The sequence below is a fragment of the Ruegeria sp. ABD4_443 genome (assembly GCF_056160865.1).
The window spans coordinates 435911-453744 of sequence record NZ_JBSWYA010000001.1; the positions used below are offsets into that span (position 1 = coordinate 435911).

A 17834-nucleotide genomic window follows, 5' to 3' on the forward strand; every position below is an offset into this window, starting at 1 on the left:
GCCCGCATCGCGAGCTGAGCGCGGGGGAGCGAGAGGCCAGCCTCTCGCGCTCTCCGGGATATTTTTGGCCAGATGAAGGGGATCGGGTCTGGACTGTCAGGGTTTTGCAAGGCGCGGAAAGGCCGGCCTTTTCCATCGGCGGGCAAGATCAGGGTCCAGGGCTTGCTGCGGACAGGTTCAAGGATAGCGTGACGCCAAGGGACCCAAAACGCTTGTCCCTTGCGGGTTTTTGCTGTGTTGGTGGGTCTGCATGCAGCGCAATCCCTGTTCCCCTCGCACTGAAGGGGCTATGGGATCGAAAGGGAGGCAACCAGCCGTATCTCGGCGGCGCGGGCATGGCCTTCCATGCCTTCCATCCGGCTGATGCGGGCGGTCCGCTGCGCCAGTTCATGCGCTGCGTCGGGGCTGCAACGCTGCCAGGTCACCGTTTTGGTGAACTTGTGGACCGACAGCCCGCCGGTGTAACGCGCGGCTCCGCTTGTCGGCAGAACATGGTTCGGCCCGGAAGTTTTATCCCCGAACGAGACCGTTGTTTCTTCGCCCAGAAACAGTGAACCATAGGCGCTGAGCCGATTCAGCCACCAGTCAAGGTCGTTCGCCTGAACCTGAAGATGCTCGGGCGCATAGCGGTCGGACATGGTCGCGGCTTCTTCGCGGGTGTCGCAAAGGACAACTTCGGCCCGGTCTTCCCAGGACGTTCGGGCGGCCGAGGCATTGGGTTCCGGCAACTTGGAAATCAGCGCATGCACGCGTTCAAGAACGCCTTCGGCCAAATTGCGGTCGGTTGCGATCAGCCAGACCGGGCTGTCGGCACCATGTTCGGCCTGGCTGACGAGGTCCCAGGCCACGGTTTCAACCGAGGCCGTGTGATCTGCGATCACCAATGAGTCCGTGGGGCCCGCGAACATGTCGATGCCCACCGCGCCGAACAGCATGCGTTTTGCCTCGGCGACATATGAGTTTCCGGGGCCTACCAGGATGTCGGCGGGCTTTGCGCCGAACAGCCCCTGTGCCATCGCGGCGATGCCCTGTACCCCGCCCAGGTTCAGGATCAGGTCCGCTCCGCTCAGGTCCATCGCATAGACGATGGCATCGGGGATGCCGCCATCGCGCGGCGGCGAAACGGCGGTTATGTGGCCGACACCTGCGACCTTGGCAGTGGTAATCGTCATCAGGGCGCTGGCGATATGGCTGTAACGCCCACCGGGCACATAGCACCCGGCGCTTGAGACCGGGATCTGCTTTTGCCCCGCCATCAGGCCCGGCATGACCTCGATCTCGCAGTCCAGCACCGTGGCTTGCTGAGCCTCGGCGAAACGGCGGATGTTGGCATGGGCAAACTGGATATCCGCCTTTAGCACGTCCGAAACGCGGGCACAGGCGGCCGCGCGAGCTTCGTCCGACAGAACGATTTCGCCGGTAAACCCGTCCAGTTTTTGGGCGTAATCCCTGACCGCCGCTTCGCCGCCACGTTCGATATTTGCCAACATGACCCGCACGATGTCACGGATGTCGTTGTTTTCTGCGGTCGGACGGGGGGCGGCCTTTTTCAGGTAGGTCACAGTCACGGGGACACCTCTTGGGTTTGCGTGTGTTTGAAAATCGCACGGGCAAGCACGTCGAGCGTATCGACGACCGGAAGCGAGGTTTGCAGGTCTTGCGCAAGAAGGGAAAATTCGGAACAGGCGATGAACAGAATGTCTGCGCCGGCCTGGTCCAGTTCGTGGCCCAGCTGTGTCAGCGCCTGCAAGGCCTCGGGTGCAGGACCTTGCGCCTTGATCAGTCTGATCGTTTCCAGCAATCGGTCCATGTCTTCGGGCCACAATTCCGTTACCCCGGCCCTGTCCAACGCAGGGGTAAAAACCTTTGCTTTCCGCACCGCAGGCGAGGCCAGGAAACCGATCCGGCCGCCGGGGATCAGGGATTGTGCCGCCTGGGCGACGGACAGGTCCACCATGTTCAGAAAAGGGATCGTGGTGGCCTGGGTGATCGCCTGCGCATAGTGATGTGCCGTGTTGCAGGGCATTGCCAGAGCCGTCGCGCCCAACTGTTCCAGCCGCCTGGCCATTGCCGCCAGGGTTGGTGCCGGCGTGGGGCCCGTGCCTTCGATCAAATGAGCGATGCGCGAGGGGACTTGCGGGTTCATATCAATCAGCAGAGGCAGGTGATCACTGTCATCTCTGGCCTCGACCGTTGCCAGAACGCGCTGTTGCAACAGGATCGTTGCCTCGGGCCCCATACCGCCAAGGATGCCCACGACGGGTTTTGCACCGGATCGCGTCATGCGGCCACCGATTGAACGATGTCGCAACTGTTCGCGGCACCCCGGGCGCAGTCTTTGTTCGACCAGGTCACAGGCAGGCGCATGTCAAACGGCATAAAGCAGCCTGACAAGATCGTTGCCCGCGCTGCAAGGGTTGGGTCACCGGGTGTCGGAAACCCTCGCGCTTTGGAATTCAAATGCTTGTGGGTCTGGGTCGAAGAACACGCCATCCTGCCGAACAAGCCTGACCAAGTGCCGTTCCATCTGGCGCCCATCGATGGGGCGCACCCCAAGATCACAACAACGTCGCGGGCGTCACAGGTCTGTATGAAGCGGTTCATGTCACAAGGATGCCCGCACATTTGTGACAACAGCAGGACGCGGGCACCGTTTGTCCCGATTTTTCGATCCAGACGCAGGTTTTCGTCGATCTTCTCAGGAACCGGCTGGCCACCACCGGATACAACCGCGAGACAAACGTCGCAGCCGTGCCAATCGCGGCACCCGGATGCAAGCGCGGAAACATCGCCACCCTCCGCTTCGGCACGGGTGGACCGATGCGGTCGGCCGCTCTGCAAAACGGCCATTGCGGCATCGGATACGCAGTCCGGACCTGTATCCTGCTGAGCGAACGGTTCGGTGAATTTCAATGCCACGGTGACCATTTCCCTAAAGGTTGACCCAGCGATCAGCGTTGTCGAAAGCGAAATCATAGCCGCCCAGTGATGCCGAGCCGCCCGTGTGCACGAACACGATGGTTTCGCCCTTGAATTCGCCTTTGCGGGCCAAGTCGATCAAACCCGCCGCGCCTTTGGCGGAATAACAGGGATCAAGCAGGATGCCCTCGAACTCGGCGAACATCCGTATCGCCTCGATACCGCTTTCGGTAGGGAGGCCGTACCCCTCGCCGACATAGTCGGTGTTGGCCATGACGTCGTCGCGCGCCACCACGCCCGGACAGCCAAGCTTTTCTGCGGTCCTGCATGCCAGGTCATAGACCATCTGTTCCTGCTTGGGCTGCGGTGCGCGGGTGCCGATACCCAGAACCGGAATGCCAGAATTCATTGCGCAGAACCCCGTGACAAGCCCGGCCTGAGTACCCGAAGATCCGGTGGCATGCACAACCCTGTCGATCTTTAGCCCGGCATCATTGGCCTGCGCCAAAAGTTCAAAGGCACAGTTCACATAGCCAAGTGCACCGGTCGGGTTAGAGCCGCCACCCGGTATGACGTAAACCTTGTGGCCCTTGGCACGCATCTTCTCTGCTGCATGTTCCATCTCGCCGGGCATATCGTGACCACCGGGGAATTTTTCGGTGGTGGCGCCGTGCAGGTGATCCAAAAGAACGTTGCCGTTGTTGTTGTAATTCGCATCCTCGTAACCGGTGCGATCTTCCAACAGTATATGACACCTGAGGCCAAGCCTGGCGGCAAACGCGGCGGTCTGGCGACCGTGGTTGGTTTGGGTGGCGCCCTGTGTCATCACCATATCGGCACCCTGTTCCAGCGCCTCGGCCATCAGAAATTCAAGCTTGCGCGTCTTGTTTCCGCCTGTCGACATACCGGTGCAGTCGTCGCGCTTGATCCACAGATCAACGCCAAGCTTTTCTGACAGCCGCTTCATCGGTTCGAGCGGCGTGGACAAGTGGGCAAGGTGGACGCGCGGGAAACGAGACAGGTGCATATTGAAATCCTTTGGTAATTGTCATGGGTTTTCCGTGAGACACTGTACCGGACAGCTGGGCACGCCGCCGATCACGGCTTTGGCCGTCAGTGTTTTGGAACTTGCGTTCCAGCTGGCGGGTTGTGACACCCAAAGTCTTGGCCGGTTCAGAGGTATGGGCTGGTGCATCCATGTTCTGGTCTGTCACCGCGCCCCCCGGTTCCAACCGGGAAAGAGGAAATGCTTCAACATCCACAACGGTGCGCGGTTGGCCGTCATCGTCTTCCCGGATGCGATCCAAGCGCAAGACCTGACCGACGGGCTGTGCCAGCACTTTGGGTACGCCCCCTTCGGCAACCAGAACAGCGAAATGAACCTCTTGCGGCATGGGTCAGCTCCGCATCAACGCGAAGGTGGGGTCATAGGGTGACTGCGCAATGACCGTGGCCGCAACGCGATCTCCGCACAGGTCCAGCTCCATGGTGCAGCCCTTTGTTGCCAAAGCCGGTTCGACAAAGGCATAGGCAAGGTTCATGCCCACGCGATAGCCCCAGTCGCCCGAGGTGATAGTGCCGACCACTTTGTCGCCCCGCATCAACGAGGCTCCGCTATGCGCGGGTGCGTGGGTTGCGTCGATTTTCAACTGCACCAGCATCTTGTTCGGGCCAGCGGCATGGCGCTTTTTCAAGGCCTCCTTGCCGATGAAATCTGCGGCCTTGTCCAGCTTCACAAAGCGATCAAGCGCGGTTTCAAACGGGTCGAATTCGGTCAGCAGGTCGGCTTTCCAGTGCATGAAGCCCTTCTCCATGCGCATCGAGTCAACCGCGCGGGCACCGAACAGTTTCAGACCGTATGTTTCGCCCGCAGCCCGCAGGGCCAGATAAGCAGCATAAAGCGAGGCATTTGGAACGTGGATTTCATAGGCCAGTTCGCCGGAAAAGCTGATGCCCAGAACGGTTGCCGGTGAGAACCCGACAAAGCATTCGCGGACGGAAAGCCACGGGAATGCTTCTTTGGACCAGCCCCCGCGCGCACAGGCGGAAAGCACATCCCGCGCCTTGGGGCCAGCCAGAACCAGAATCGTCTGGTCGTTGGTCAGCGACCTGATCTGAACGTCTTCGCCCGCGATTAGATGCTGGGTCAGCCAATCCATGTCGTGAAACTCGGCTGCGGCGGCTGAACCAAACCAGACACGCGCGGGTCCACGGTCGCTTTTGGGCAGGTTCGCCACCGTGGCTTCGCCTTTGACCATGCCATGGTCATTCAGCATATAGCCAAGGCCAACTCGGCCATCGCGTTTGGTTACGTGGCCGCAGAACATGCGATCAAGGAAGCTGTGGCGATCCGCACCAGTGATTTCAAACCGGTTAAAGCCGTTAACCTCGCACAGGCCAACGTTTTCCTGAACGTTTTTGACTTCTGCGCCAATGACGTCGAAGGCTTCGTCGAAATTGAATGACAATGTCGGGTGAAAATCGGGCGTGGGCTTGATGTAATCCAACCGCTCCCATCCGTTTACCACGGTGAACGCTGCGCCTTGGGCGGCAAGGATCGGCGTCAACGGTGTGGTTTTTGCAGGGCGTCCGGCCGGGCGGTGTTCATGCGGAAAGTGAAAGCGGAATTCGTTCTGATAGTCTTCGACCGCCTTCAACGCGGTCAGTTCAACATTTGTGTGCCCGGTGAAACGGCGCGGGTCGATGCACCAGGTGTCATAGCAGGATTCCCCATGCACGATCTGTTGCGCCAGAAGCCAGCCGTGACCGCCACCTTCGCCCAGCCCCGCGCGCAACCCGATAATGCAGAACGCATTGCGTTTTCCGGGGATCGGGCCCACCAACGGGGCGCCGTCGATCGTATAGGTGATGGGACCGTTGACGACCGCGCGGATACCGGTTTCTTCCAGCGCAGGCATACGTTCGAAAGCACCAGCCAGAACGTCCATGACGCGGTCAAGATCGTCAGGGCACAGCGCGTTGACGAAATTCGGATCAATCCCGTCCATGCCCCAGGTTTTGCACTCCTGTTCATAGAAGCCGACCAGCAACCCGCCCTTTTCCTGGCGGCTGTAATAATCCGAGATCGGGCAGCGCAGCAAAGGCATCCGGTGGCCAGCCTCGGCGATGGCGGGGATGTCCTCGGTCAGGAAATACTGGTGCTCCATCGAGGCGACGGGGTGATGCACACCCATCATCGCGCCCACCTCGTTCACGCGATACCCGCAGGCATTCACGACGATGTCACAGTCGATATCGCCATGTTCGGTATGCACGGTCCAGGTGTCATCCTTGTGCTGGGCAAGCCCGGTCACGGGCGTATTGCGATAGACCTCGGCCCCGGCTTTGCGGGCATGGAAGGCCAGCGCCTGACAAAGCTGCGCGGGATCGATGTCGCCATCCAGCGGATCCCACAGACCGCCCAGCAGGTTTGTGGTGGAAATCAACGGGTGGCGGCGGGCGCATTCCGCGGCGTCGATCACCTCCAGGTCCACGCCCATGCCGCGGGCCATCGACGAGAAATGGCGATAGCCCTGCATCTGCTGTTCGGTATTGGCCAAACGGATACCACCATCGGCGTGGTGATAGTTGATCGGATAGTCCGGGTTCTCGGACAGCGTTTTGTAAAGGTTGATCGAATGCGTCTTCAGCCCAACCATCGTCTGGTTTCCGCCAAAGTTCGTGACCTGCGCAGCCGAGTGCCAGGTGGTGCCGCTGGTTAGCTCGTTGCGCTCGACCAGAACCACGTCACTCCAGCCTTCCTGCGTCAAATGATACAGCGTAGAGCAGCCAGCTATGCCGCCGCCGATAACGACAACCTTGGTCCGTGATTTCATGGCAGGAGCCTCCAAACTCACCGAGACCCATTGGATAGGTCGATCTCAGATTTTCACAATCCGGCACCGGCAAATCCTAAAAATTCGAAATGAATATTGGATAACGTTTTACTAAAACCCCCGCAGCGTTGCCTCGATGCCCGGCCTACCACCTCAATAAATGCAAGTAATACATTGTTAATAGATGAAAAGTTTGCCGCTATACCCACTTCCACACCGGGCAAAGGCGTCAATGCGGCTTGGCCCCGCCCCGATGCCCAATCCGTCATGCCCTTTGGGGGATTTGCGTGAACCGGTGGTGTCGTGGATCAGACCTGTTCGTCCGCGTCGGTCAACAGTTTAAAGTCGTGAAGCAGCCAGGGGGAACTGGCGGTGACCTGCTCGACCACATGTCGTGACAAAAGACGGCGGAATGTTTCGGCGATCAGCGTGGTCAGCTCGCGGGGGTAGAATTCCGTTGTATAAAGCGAAACCGTGCGTGCGAAATTTTTCCTTGGAAACGGAAGAAGCGTTATCCTGTCGTGAAAGCGTCTGGCACGCCCATACTGGGACGGGGTGGTGATCGCCCAGCCGATTTCTTCTGCGATCATGCCCATTATTGACTGATTGCTTTCCAGTTCGAAGCGGTTCTCCAGCGTTATCTTGCTGCGCCGCAGATGGGTTTCGATCAAGTTTCCGATCAACTGTTCTCGTGAATACCGCAAAAAGGGCAGCCCGGACCCGCCTTGCAGCAGTTCTTCGGATGGGGATTTGTTCGACTTTGGCACGGCCAGAACAAACGGATCGCGCAGCAATGGGTATTCGATCAACCCGGGCAGGTCATGGGGTGGTCTTGTCGCGACGCCCGCATCCAGCGCCTGTTTCTGAAGCAGTTCAAGAATCTCGTGGCTCGGGCGCGTGTAATGTCTGAAGATGCATTTTGGCATCGCCCTCATTAGGAATTGCGTCAACTCGGGTGCGACTTCGCTTTCGAAGTCATCGACAATCCCAAGGCGAAGATTTTGAGCTTCGACCAAGTTACCCGATGCCAGTTCGATTTCACCGCGCCGGATCAGGCGCAAGCCTCCGTCAATGTAGCGAAGAAAGATAGCTCCGACCGGTGTCAGGACCATCGGACGGCGCGTATGATCCAGAAGAACGACCCCAAGATCGTCTTCCAGGCGGCGCAAATGATGCGATACGGTGCTGATTGACAGCCCGGTGTCAGCCGCAACTTTGCGTGCGGATCCGGAACTGGCAACAAGTTGAAAAATCTCCAGGCCCCTAAGGCTCAGTTTCGTCAGTTGCATGATCGGCCTTTCAAGTTGGGTCTCAGATGAATCTAGCATTTCGAAAAATTAGAAACTACAATCTTATTATCGTGGAATCGCGTCCTTTTCCGAGATTCGCGATAAAAACTGTTGTGAACTCACCGCGTCCAACTCAACACAACGAGTCCGCCAAAAAGATGGGCCAAACCTAATTCCAACCGGGAGAAAAACATGAAATCCAAAACCATTCGGCAATCTATGGCCGCGCTGGCCGCTGGAACTGCAATGTTGACTGCGTCACATGCCAGTGCCGAAGAAATAACCGTGGCGTATTTCCTTGAGTGGCCGATGCCGTTTGAATACGCCAAGCAAATGGGCACCTATGACGAAGCGCTGGGCGTCAAAGTCAACTGGGTCAGCTTTGAATCAGGTGTGAAAATGTCCGCCGCCATGGCTTCTGGCGATGTGAATCTTTCAGTCAGCCAAGGCCTGCCGCCCTTTGTGGTCGCCACCTCGGCGGGGCAGGACCTGCAAATCCTCGATGTGGCCGTCAGCTATGCCGAAAATGACAACTGCGTCGTGCGCTCGGATCTGGAAATCGACAAGACCAATGCCGGTGAGCTGGCCGGCAAGAAGGTTGCCGTGCCGCTTGGCACTGCGGCTCACTATGGCTTCCTGAAGCAGATGAGCCACTTTGGCGTGGATGTCGAGAGCATGGAAGTTGTCGACATGGACCCGCCGGATGCCGCTGCTGCGATTGCCCAGGGCTCGATCGACATGTTCTGTGGCTGGGGCGGATCGCTTCGCCGCGCGCTGGAACATGGCAACGTGCTTTTGACCGGCGACGAGAAGACCGAGATCGGCATCCTGGTGTTTGATGTGACCTCTGGCCCTGCGGGTTGGGTTGCCGAGAACAGCGAACTGGTGTCGAAATTCCTCAAGGTGACTGCCGACGCCAATGCCATGTGGGCGGACGAGGCGAACCGAGCCGAGATGCTGCCGGTGATCGCCAAGGATGCGGGTATGGATGAAGACGCCACCATGGCGACCATTTCGACCTTCACCTTCCCGACAGTCGAAGACCAGCTGAGCGAAGCTTGGCTCGGTGGCAACGCTCAGGCGTTCATGAAGGGCGTAGCAGACGTGTTTGTTGATGCAAAAAGCATCGACAGTGCGCTCGACAGCTATGACGGTGCCGTTAATACTGGACCGCTGGCAGCGTCCGGCGATATGTAAGAGGCGAAACTTGCACGGCCCGGGTCAACCGGGCCGCTGCGCATCTTAACAATTGCTCTTGTTTCCCAACGGATCGCCTTGCGGGGGTGCGAAAGGGATTGAAGAGCAGTCAAAACAAAACAACCAAAAAAACAGGAGAGGCAGGGCATGTCGGGACTGTCCATCGAAAACGTTTCAATGCGTTTCGACCTGCCAAATGGCAGCTCGGTGCAGGCGTTGAAAGACGTATCGCTACACCTAAAAGAGGGCGAGTTGATGAGCGTGCTTGGCCCGTCGGGCTGTGGCAAGACCACGCTTCTTAATATCGTTGCCGGGTTTTTGGCCCCCACCGAAGGCCAGGTGGTGATGAATGGCCACACCTGCATCGGACCGGATGCCGAACGCGGCATGGTGTTCCAGCAGGGCGCGCTTTTTGAATGGATGGATGTGCGCGAGAATGTCAGCTTTGGCCCCCGTATGAAGGGTCAGAAAGAAGCGCAGTGGGGCGAACATGTCGATCATTTGCTTGATGTCACCGGCTTGGGTGATTTCAAGGACAAAGCGATTTACGAGCTGTCAGGCGGTATGCAACAGCGCGTCGCCCTGGCCCGCTGTCTTGCCAATGACCCCGATGTCATCTTGATGGATGAACCCTTGGGCGCGCTTGACGCGCTGACCCGTGAAAAGATGCAGGGTCTGGTTTTGAAACTCTGGAAAGAGACCGGCAAAACCATCATCCTGATCACCCACTCGGTGGAAGAGGCTCTTTTGCTGGGCGAGCGCCTTCTGGTGATGGCCCCCCGCCCGGGGCGCATCCACAAAGAATACCGGTTGCCCTTTGCCGACATGGGCGTCGGGGCCGACCTGCGCGAAGTCAAGAAACACCCGGATTATGGCCCTACCCGCGAGGAAATCCTCGAAATGATCTGGGACATGGAAGAGGAAATCATGGGGCGCACGGAGGACAACCAATGACCGGCTTCATCATTCTTCTCGTTTATGTCGCGATCTTTGTGGGGTCGTTCTTTGTCATCAAGTTTGTCGTCCAGCGCGCACAATCGGATTACACGTCGCTCAAAACCGTCACCTTTGGCGATGAAAGCGCGGTGGTCTCGAACCGTTGGGCCAGCATTATTTCGGTGATCACGATCTTCTTGATCTGGGGTGCTTTTACCGGTTCGAACTGGGTGCCCGGTTTCCTGCAGGCGCCATCACCGTTCGTGGGCGAAACCTCGTTTGACTACACACTTGACGATGGCAACGGCAATCGCGACGACGCCACGGTCTTTGTCCGGGTCTTCAACTTTGGCGAAGACGTGGCAAAATTCCAGGTCGAGCCGGGCGAGGGAATTTCCAAGGACGATGCCGTGGCCATGACCGCATCGCGCACGCAAACAATTCTGTTCGACAGCAACGACGAAGTTAACCGCAAGCAAGGCGCGTCAGTTGTTGCCATCGACGGCGAACCGATTTCCGCCGGTGTGGTTGTCACCAATGACAAGGGGCGGTTTACCCTTACCGACAAGGGCGCGATCAGTTTCACGCCGCCCAAGGGCCTGCAGATGGACCCGGTCTATCTTCCGCCGCCCGAGGCGGTGGTTGACCGAGTGGTCGAGATTGGCCGCGAAGGCTATCGCGGCAGTACGCTTGCCGTGCATCTTGGTTATTCATTGTTCCGGGTCATCGCAGGCTTTCTTGCCGGGGCGCTGATTGGTATCCCGTTGGGCTATGCCATGGGTCTCAACGGGTGGTTCCGTGGCTGGTTCGACCCGATTGTCGAATTCATGCGGCCGGTGCCGCCATTGGCGCTGATCCCATTGATCATCATCTGGTTCGGCATCGGCGAGGCCGGCAAGATTATCCTGTTGTTCCTGGCCGCGCTGTGGATCATGGCCATTGCCGCGCGATCCGGTGTGTCCGGGGTGAATATCTCAAAGGTGCATGCCGCCTATTCACTGGGGGCCAGCAAATGGCAGATCATGCGCTATGTGATCGTGCCCAACTCGCTGCCCGAGATTTTCACTGGTGCCCGTGTCGCGATGGGGGTCTGTTGGGGCACGGTTGTGGCCGCCGAACTTGTCGCCGCATCCGAGGGCGCAGGGATGATGATCATGGTCGCCTCCAAGTTCACCCTGACGGACATCGTTCTGATGGGGATCATTCTGATTGGTGTGATCGGCTTTGGCATTGATATCCTGATGCGCAAGGCTGAGAACATCCTGGTTCCATGGAAAGGCAAACACTAAGGTCTTGCCATCACCGCTGAAGATTGAAACGCGCCGGGCTTGCAAGTCCGGCGCGTTGTTATTTGCCTGACATCACCGCTTGGCTGACATTGAACGCCCGTAGATCGCGGTCGACATTGTCCCGCGAACCAGACAAATTGCCCGAACCGATATTGTCTCAACACCTGCGTCTGCCCATATTTGCCTTATGCTTCGCCTGACACCGATCCTTCTGGCCGTCGCCTATGCCATTGTCATGTACCGGATTTCGGTCTGGCGCACGCATCGCGAACTGGATGCGAAATCGACCGAGCTGGCCGATCCGGCGTTGAAGCGCATGACGGACCGGCTGGCGGCGGCGCTTGGGATCGACCGGGTGCCTGTCTATATCTACGAGATCGACCCGGTGAACGGGCTCGCGGCCCCGGATGGGCGGATATTCATCACCCGCGGGTTCTATCGCAAGTTCCGCAACGGAGAGGTCTCGGCCGAGGAAATGGCCAGCGTCATCGCGCATGAGCTGGGGCATGTGGCGCTGGGGCATGCCCGGCGGCGGATGATCGACTTTTCCGGCCAGAACGCGTTGCGCGCCGCGTTGATGATGCTGTTGAACCGGTTCATTCCCTTTATTGGTGCCTGGATTGCCAATATGCTGACGCATCTGTTGGCCTCGCGCCTGTCACGCGGGGATGAGTATGAGGCCGATGAATATGCCGCCGCCCTGCTGACCAAGGCCGGGATCGGGATCGGGCCGCAGAAATCCCTGTTTCACAAGCTGGAAGACCTGACGCAACACCGGGCTGGTGTCGCCCCGGCCTGGTTGATGAGCCATCCCGATACGTCAGAGCGCATCGCGGCGCTGGAGGCGCTTGAGCAGCGCTGGGGATCGGGTGATTAGCGTGGGGCCGCGAGAGGCCAGCCTCTCGCGCTCTCCGGGATATTTTTGGCCAGATGAAGGGGATCGGGCTTAGCTTGTCAGGGCTTTGCCAAGGCGCGGAAGGCGGGCCTTTTTCATCAGCGGACGCAGAAGCCAGCGATCACCGGACAGGCGGTTTGCTTCGTCCAGCACCTGAGAGGCAACGGTGACCAGGCCCTTGGGGTCGGCCAGCCAGAAGCGGTATAGCAGCCCGTCCGGGTCGCAGCGCTCCAGCCCTTCTTCGGCCAGGATATTGCGGGGGAAATCCTTGGCATTGACGGTGACGATGACATCCGCCGAGGTGGAAACCGCCGTTGCAAGAACGTGGATATCGGCGGCATCGGGCAGCCAGAGCCTGTTTTCCAGCGCCGGGGCGCCGGGATGCGTGGCCTTGGGCCATGCGGCCTGAGCCAGTGCGATTTCCGCGCGCGCCTGCGCCTCGCCATCGGGGCCGATCTTGCGGGCGGCGCGGGCCCATTCTTCGAGTATCCTGGGTGACCAGATCGGCGTGAAATGCCCAAGCCGCGCCGCGCCCAGGAGCATTTCGCGCATCACCGTCGGATAAATGACGCAGGTATCGAGAACAGCTTTCACAGGCGGTAGAACACGGCCTTGAGATAGCCGCTTTCCGCCAGTTGCGGCAATTGCGGGTGATCGGGGCCGGCAAAGCCCGTGTGGATCAGCTGTGCCTGGCGACCGGCCCGGCCGATGCCGCGTGACGAGGCATCGCGGAACCGGCCCAGATCGGCGGCATGCGAGCAGGAACACAGGCCCAGATAGCCCCCCGGCCGGACCAGGGGCGCGGCCAGCCGGGCAATCCGTTCATAGGCACGCAGACCCGCATCCAGCGCCTGACGCGATGGTGCAAAGGCAGGTGGGTCGCAGATGACAACATCGAACTGCGCGCCCTCCTGCCCCAGGTCGGTCAACACCTCGAAGGCATCGCCCTGACGTGTTTGAAACCGGTCGGACAGCCCTGACGCTTCGGCCCCCTGGCGGGCGAAGTCCAGCGCGGCGGCCGAGCCATCGACAGACAGCGCCTGCGCCGCGCCACCGGCCAGCATCGCAAGGGCAAAGCCGCCGACATGGCTGAAGACATCAAGCACCGAGGCGCCGGGGTGAACCAGGCCTGCGGCAAAGGCGTGATTGGGGCGTTGATCGTAGAACAGGCCGGTTTTCTGCCCTTCGGCAAGGTCGGCCATATAGGTCGCCCCATTCATCGGCACGGGCAGCGGTGCCTGGGGTGCGGTGCCGCGCAAGGTGGCATTCACCTCGTCCAGGCCTTCAAGCCCGCGGGCCCGACCGGATGCGTTCTTGAGGATGGTGCGAACGCCTGTGACGGCGGTCAATGCCTCGGCCAGCGCGTCCAGACGTGCCTCGGCCCAGGCGGCGTTGGGCTGGACCACGCAGGTATCGCCGAACCGGTCGATGACGACGCCCGGAAGCCCGTCAGCCTCGGCGTGGATCAGGCGATAGAACGGGGCGTCATAAAGCCGTTCGCGCAAGGCCAGCGCCCGCGCGATCCGGGCCTTGAACCAAGCGGCGTCGATTTGGGCATTCAGGTCGCGGTCCAGCACCCGGCACATGATCTTCGAGACCGGGTTGACCGCAACCAGCGCGATCGGCGACCGCTTGTCATCTTCGAGCACGGCCAGCGCTCCGGCCGGTATTTTCCGCGTCCGCCGGTCCGTGACGATGTCATTGGCATAGACCCAGGGAAACCCGTGCCGCAGGCTGCGGGCATTGGCCTTGGGTTTTAGACGGATACGGGGGCGGTCGGTATTGTCGGCTTGGGTCATGGGGACCTCATAGTCGCGAACCGCCACAGGGGGAAGCCCCGTTGGAAAACCCCGCTGCGATCAGCGCGCGCGGGCGCGCCAGCCCCCCCGACGCCGAGGGGATGGGGCCGATTGCAGCCCTTCGTGCAAGACCTGCGTCATGGGGTGATCGGCCTGTTGTGCGGAATAGACCTTGTGCAGGGTCGCAATCGCCTGTTTCTGGTCGCATGTCTGGGGCAGGCTGAGCGCCCAGTCCAGAAAGATGCTGCGGCATTCGGGCAAAGCGATACCGTCGATGCGGTAGGCCTCTCGTATCAGGCCCTTGGGGTCATTGGGGTCGTCACTGCGTGCCATTTTCGGCCTTTCCGGTAACAGCGCCGATCAGGTCGGCGGCTATGGCATAGCTGTCCAGCAACGCGGCCTGAAGCGCCTCGACCCGGTCATATCCGGTGGCCCGGCACAGGAATTCGGTACCGCCCTGCCCGATCTTGTCCGCGTCGATCACCTTGCCCGACAACAGGCGGGCGGCACATTGCACCGACCAGAATAGATCGTAACAGGATTTCAGCGTTTGCGCCTGCGCGGCATCCAGAAGCCCGGCAGCGACAGCCCCGTCCAGACCAGAGCTGACATCCCGTTCGGCCGCACCCGACAACAGGGCGCCGGTTTCCGCGACCAGTTCGATATCCATCATCCGGCCGGGGCCGTTCTTGGCATCCCAGAGCCCGGCTGGCGCCTTGGCCGCCGCAAGGCGCGCGCGCATTTCGGCGACCTCTTGCAAAACCTTGCCGCGGTCGCGGGGGCATGCCAGGAACCGGGCACGAAAGGCTTCGATATCGCTGGCCAGCGCCGTACTGCCCGCCACCACATGCGCGCGCGTCAGGGCCAGGTGTTCCCAGACCCAAGCCTCGTTCTGCTGGTAGTTGGTGAAGCTGGCCCAGCTTGTGGCCACCGGCCCCTGATTGCCCGAAGGGCGCAGGCGCATGTCTACCTCGTACAGGCGCCCCTGCGACATCGGGGCAGAAAGGGCCGTGATCAGCGCCTGGGTGAACCGCGCGTAATAGGTGCGTGTCGCCAGCGGGCGCGGGCCGTCGGACATGTCCTGATCCTGCGGGTCGTAAATGACGATCATATCCAGGTCGGATTGCGAATTGATCCGCCCCGCCCCCAGCGACCCCATGCCCAGCACCGCCGCACCGCGTCCAGGCGCGGGCCCGTGTTTCAAAGCAAACTGCGTCGCCACGCAAGGCAGGATCGCTGCGATGACGGCCTCGGCCAGTTCGGCATATTGTCGGCCCGCCTGCGCCCCGTCGATCAGCCCGCGCAGGTGGTGAACCCCGATCCGAAAGTGCCACTCCTTGCACCATCGGCGGGCGTAATCCAGCTGCGTTTCATAGTCAGGCTCGGCCTGCAACGCCTGCTCCAATTCGTTCCGAAGGCTGTCCAGCCCCGGCCACGCGCTGAAGAAACTGCCCCCGATCACCGCATCAAAGACCGAGGCGTTGCGGGACAGGTGGGCCGCCAGCGCATGCGAGGTGCCCACGATATCCACCAGCAGATCAATCAGTTGCGGGTTGGCCTCGAACAGGGAAAACAGCTGCACCCCGGCAGGCAGGCCGCCCAGGAAACCGTCCAGCGCCCGCAGCGATTCATCGGGTTGGGCGGTCTTGGCCAGCCGCGACAGAAGCTCGGGCTTTAGCCGTTCGAAAATCCGTGCGCCGCGCTGTGACCGCAGGGCCGGATAGGTGGTCCAGCGCGCCATGATGCCCTGGTCAAACGCCGAGTCCTCGACCGGGGTTGGCTTGGCCCCCGCGCCTGGACCCGGCGCAAAGAAACCTTCGGTCAATTCGTGCACTTCGGCCAGGCGGCGGGTCAGGTCCGCAACCAATGTCTCGCGGTCAATGCCCATCAGGCAGGCGACCCGTTCAATCCCATCCTCGGTATTGGGCACGGCGTGGGTCTGCGCGTCATGAACCATCTGGATGCGGTGTTCCACATCCCGGTGGGCGCGGTAATGCCGGGTCAGCTGGTCGGCCACGTCCTGCGGTATCCATCCCTTGCCAGCCAGCGCCGCAAGCCCGTCAACAGTGCCTCGCACGCGCAGATCGGTATCGCGCCCCCCGGCAATCAATTGCCGCGTCTGGGTAAAGAACTCGATCTCGCGGATACCGCCCTGCCCCAGCTTCATGTCATGCCCCGGAATGGACACCGCGCCGCCGGTTCCCTTGTTTTCCCGAATGCGCAAGCGCATGTCATGGGCATCCTGGATGGCTGCGAAATCCAGGTGACGCCGCCAGACAAAGGGCCGCAAAGCTTCGAGGAACCGTTCGCCCGCGGCAATGTCCCCCGCGCAGGCCCGCGCCTTGATATAGGCTGCACGTTCCCAGGTGCGGCCAAGGCTTTCGTAATACCGCTCGGCGGCCTCCATCGCCATGCAAACCGGTGTCACCGCCGGGTCCGGTCGCAAGCGCAGATCGGTTCGGAAGACATATCCGTCCTGTGTCCTGTCGCTGAGGACCGAGCAGAAATTCCGGGTCGCGCGCACCATGGCGTGACGGGCATCGTAAAACTCATCGGGGTCGAACCGGGTTTCGTCAAACAGGACGATCAGGTCGATATCCGAGCTATAGTTCAACTCGCCCGCGCCCATCTTGCCCATGGCCAGAATGACCATTCCCGCCGCGGTTTCGACGTCATCCTCTGTCATGGACGGCAACTTGCCGCGCCGGATCAGCGCCCCGATTTCGGATTTTGCGGCCCGGTCGGCGGCCAGGGCGCCGAAATCGGTCAGCGCACCGGTCACTTTCTCAAGAGGCCAAGCACCGGCCAGATCGGCCAGTGCCGTCAGCAAGGCCAGCCGGCGCTTGGCCTGCCGCAACCCGGGGCGCAGCGCGTCACGTTCCAGCCCCCGCACCATGTCCAGAATTTCGGCCAGCGCCCCGTCGGGCCCCTGCAGCGCCTGCGGCAGCCAATCCCTTTCAGCCTCGATCAGGCCCTTGAGATAGGGGCTGGACCCTGCCGCCCCCCGGATCAACTCGGATTGCTGGGATGTCAGGTCGGCAACAGCGGCTGCGGCCTCGTCCCCCAGCGAAGGGTCATAGGCGCGCGGCACCCGCTGAATGGAAAGTTCATCGCTCATAGCTGCAAATTGCGCATCGCCGCGCCGCAACGTCAATGGGTCAAGCCCATCACCCGCCAGTTAACGGCGTGTCCTGGCTAAAGCTGTTGACCCAGACGTCATGGCGCCTTTCCCAAAGCGACGAAATCAGCATTGCCTCGTGCCGCGCTGCACCCGGTCGCAGGTAATCAGCCCTGTAGGACAGCAGGACGACCCCGCGGGCCACAACCCGCAGACGGGCATCGCTCAGCCGGAACTCGGCCATGGTCGGCGCATCCGCGAACTGCCCGACATGGTCATCCCTGTTGGCAAACCCGCTTGGGTAAACGCCCAGGAAATCCGCGCTCAGCAAAGCCCGGTCGGCTTCGGCATTCCCGTCCACCAATGCGCTCCAGACTTTCTTTTCAAGCGTCAGGATGTCGTCAAGCGATGGTGCCGGTATCTGTTCAATTGGGTCCATGGCCGAAAAATGCGCGTGATCCCGCCTTGCGTCAACCGCCAGAATACCGGCACGTGCCGTTATGTAAAACTTTTTAACATCGCCCTCTTGCAACGCCCGCAAAAACGCCCATCTAGA

The 17834-nt window shown here is 60.7% G+C and carries 16 protein-coding genes; 4 read left to right on the forward strand and 12 right to left on the reverse strand.

Annotation, left to right across the window (positions count from 1 at the left end; genetic code table 11):
• Positions 1-287 precede the first annotated feature (287 nt).
• The 7 genes from hisD to ACXAG8_RS02240 form a co-directional block, all read right to left on the reverse strand.
• The gene (hisD, locus tag ACXAG8_RS02210) at positions 288-1568 is read right to left on the reverse strand and encodes a histidinol dehydrogenase (protein ID WP_475221783.1); all 1281 of its coding nucleotides are present in this window, start codon (positions 1566-1568) and stop codon (positions 288-290) included.
• Positions 1565-2284: a cysteate racemase gene (cuyB, locus tag ACXAG8_RS02215; RefSeq protein WP_475221785.1), complete on the reverse strand. Its 720-nt coding sequence runs from the start codon at positions 2282-2284 to the stop codon at positions 1565-1567. Before cuyB ends, hisD begins: the two co-directional genes overlap by 4 nt.
• A complete protein-coding gene (locus tag ACXAG8_RS02220; protein ID WP_475221787.1) occupies positions 2281-2976 on the reverse strand; it encodes a DegT/DnrJ/EryC1/StrS family aminotransferase in 696 nt (231 codons plus the stop codon). Before ACXAG8_RS02220 ends, cuyB begins: the two co-directional genes overlap by 4 nt.
• On the reverse strand, positions 2933-3946 hold the full coding sequence (gene cuyA / locus ACXAG8_RS02225; RefSeq protein WP_475221788.1) for a D-cysteate sulfo-lyase: 1014 nt from the start codon (positions 3944-3946) through the stop codon (positions 2933-2935). The genes ACXAG8_RS02220 and cuyA overlap by 44 nt, the downstream gene beginning before the upstream one ends.
• Positions 3855-4313, reverse strand: coding sequence for a hypothetical protein (locus ACXAG8_RS02230; protein WP_475222428.1), 459 nt, complete (start codon positions 4311-4313; stop codon positions 3855-3857). Before ACXAG8_RS02230 ends, cuyA begins: the two co-directional genes overlap by 92 nt.
• 3 nt (positions 4314-4316) lie before the next feature.
• On the reverse strand, positions 4317-6755 hold the full coding sequence (locus ACXAG8_RS02235) for a GcvT family protein (protein ID WP_475221789.1): 2439 nt from the start codon (positions 6753-6755) through the stop codon (positions 4317-4319).
• Between the two features lie 308 nt (positions 6756-7063).
• The gene (locus ACXAG8_RS02240; RefSeq protein WP_475221791.1) at positions 7064-8044 is read right to left on the reverse strand and encodes a LysR family transcriptional regulator; all 981 of its coding nucleotides are present in this window, start codon (positions 8042-8044) and stop codon (positions 7064-7066) included.
• A gap of 192 nt (positions 8045-8236) precedes the next feature.
• On the opposite strand from ACXAG8_RS02240, the gene ACXAG8_RS02245 reads away from it, so the two are divergent.
• The 4 genes from ACXAG8_RS02245 (at position 8237) to ACXAG8_RS02260 (ending at position 12343) form a co-directional block, all read left to right on the forward strand.
• Positions 8237-9241: a taurine ABC transporter substrate-binding protein gene (locus ACXAG8_RS02245; RefSeq protein ID WP_475221792.1), complete on the forward strand. Its 1005-nt coding sequence runs from the start codon at positions 8237-8239 to the stop codon at positions 9239-9241.
• A 147-nt stretch (positions 9242-9388) separates the two neighbouring features.
• Complete coding sequence (locus tag ACXAG8_RS02250; protein ID WP_475221794.1) at positions 9389-10195, forward strand: ABC transporter ATP-binding protein; 807 nt, start codon at positions 9389-9391, stop codon at positions 10193-10195.
• The gene (locus tag ACXAG8_RS02255) at positions 10192-11466 is read left to right on the forward strand and encodes an ABC transporter permease (RefSeq protein WP_475221795.1); all 1275 of its coding nucleotides are present in this window, start codon (positions 10192-10194) and stop codon (positions 11464-11466) included. Before ACXAG8_RS02250 ends, ACXAG8_RS02255 begins: the two co-directional genes overlap by 4 nt.
• Positions 11467-11653: 187 nt before the next feature.
• Entirely contained in the window at positions 11654-12343 is a 690-nt protein-coding gene (locus ACXAG8_RS02260; RefSeq protein ID WP_475221797.1) for a M48 family metallopeptidase, read from the forward strand.
• Positions 12344-12412: 69 nt separating this feature from the next.
• On the opposite strand, the gene ACXAG8_RS02265 is transcribed toward ACXAG8_RS02260, so the two are convergent.
• Genes ACXAG8_RS02265 through ACXAG8_RS02285 form a run of 5 tightly spaced genes read right to left on the reverse strand, consistent with a single transcriptional unit; the run spans position 12413 to position 17717 of the window.
• Positions 12413-12955, reverse strand: coding sequence for an RSP_2648 family PIN domain-containing protein (locus ACXAG8_RS02265; protein ID WP_475221799.1), 543 nt, complete (start codon positions 12953-12955; stop codon positions 12413-12415).
• On the reverse strand, positions 12952-14160 hold the full coding sequence (locus tag ACXAG8_RS02270) for an RSP_2647 family RNA methyltransferase (RefSeq protein WP_475221800.1): 1209 nt from the start codon (positions 14158-14160) through the stop codon (positions 12952-12954). Before ACXAG8_RS02270 ends, ACXAG8_RS02265 begins: the two co-directional genes overlap by 4 nt.
• A 60-nt stretch (positions 14161-14220) precedes the next feature.
• Complete coding sequence (locus ACXAG8_RS02275) at positions 14221-14493, reverse strand: hypothetical protein (RefSeq protein WP_475221802.1); 273 nt, start codon at positions 14491-14493, stop codon at positions 14221-14223.
• Entirely contained in the window at positions 14480-17278 is a 2799-nt protein-coding gene (locus tag ACXAG8_RS02280) for a bifunctional [glutamine synthetase] adenylyltransferase/[glutamine synthetase]-adenylyl-L-tyrosine phosphorylase (protein ID WP_475221804.1), read from the reverse strand. The genes ACXAG8_RS02275 and ACXAG8_RS02280 overlap by 14 nt, the downstream gene beginning before the upstream one ends.
• A gap of 49 nt (positions 17279-17327) precedes the next feature.
• A complete protein-coding gene (locus ACXAG8_RS02285) occupies positions 17328-17717 on the reverse strand; it encodes a DUF4440 domain-containing protein (RefSeq protein WP_475221806.1) in 390 nt (129 codons plus the stop codon).
• Positions 17718-17834 lie beyond the last annotated feature (117 nt).

Bases quoted from the DNA above. Each gene is read 5' to 3' on its own strand.
- cuyA (WP_475221788.1), bottom strand. From the start codon at position 3,946: ATGCACCTGTCTCGTTTCCCGCGCGTCCACCTTGCCCACTTGTCCACG.
- ACXAG8_RS02230 (WP_475222428.1), bottom strand. From the start codon at position 4,313: ATGCCGCAAGAGGTTCATTTCGCTGTTCTGGTTGCCGAAGGGGGCGTA.
- ACXAG8_RS02280 (WP_475221804.1), bottom strand. From the start codon at position 17,278: ATGAGCGATGAACTTTCCATTCAGCGGGTGCCGCGCGCCTATGACCCT.
- ACXAG8_RS02250 (WP_475221794.1), top strand. From the start codon at position 9,389: ATGTCGGGACTGTCCATCGAAAACGTTTCAATGCGTTTCGACCTGCCA.
- ACXAG8_RS02260 (WP_475221797.1), top strand. From the start codon at position 11,654: ATGCTTCGCCTGACACCGATCCTTCTGGCCGTCGCCTATGCCATTGTC.
- ACXAG8_RS02285 (WP_475221806.1), bottom strand. From the start codon at position 17,717: ATGGACCCAATTGAACAGATACCGGCACCATCGCTTGACGACATCCTG.
- ACXAG8_RS02240 (WP_475221791.1), bottom strand. From the start codon at position 8,044: ATGCAACTGACGAAACTGAGCCTTAGGGGCCTGGAGATTTTTCAACTT.
- ACXAG8_RS02245 (WP_475221792.1), top strand. From the start codon at position 8,237: ATGAAATCCAAAACCATTCGGCAATCTATGGCCGCGCTGGCCGCTGGA.
- cuyB (WP_475221785.1), bottom strand. From the start codon at position 2,284: ATGACGCGATCCGGTGCAAAACCCGTCGTGGGCATCCTTGGCGGTATG.
- ACXAG8_RS02220 (WP_475221787.1), bottom strand. From the start codon at position 2,976: ATGATTTCGCTTTCGACAACGCTGATCGCTGGGTCAACCTTTAGGGAA.
- ACXAG8_RS02255 (WP_475221795.1), top strand. From the start codon at position 10,192: ATGACCGGCTTCATCATTCTTCTCGTTTATGTCGCGATCTTTGTGGGG.
- ACXAG8_RS02270 (WP_475221800.1), bottom strand. From the start codon at position 14,160: ATGACCCAAGCCGACAATACCGACCGCCCCCGTATCCGTCTAAAACCC.
- ACXAG8_RS02275 (WP_475221802.1), bottom strand. From the start codon at position 14,493: ATGGCACGCAGTGACGACCCCAATGACCCCAAGGGCCTGATACGAGAG.
- ACXAG8_RS02235 (WP_475221789.1), bottom strand. From the start codon at position 6,755: ATGAAATCACGGACCAAGGTTGTCGTTATCGGCGGCGGCATAGCTGGC.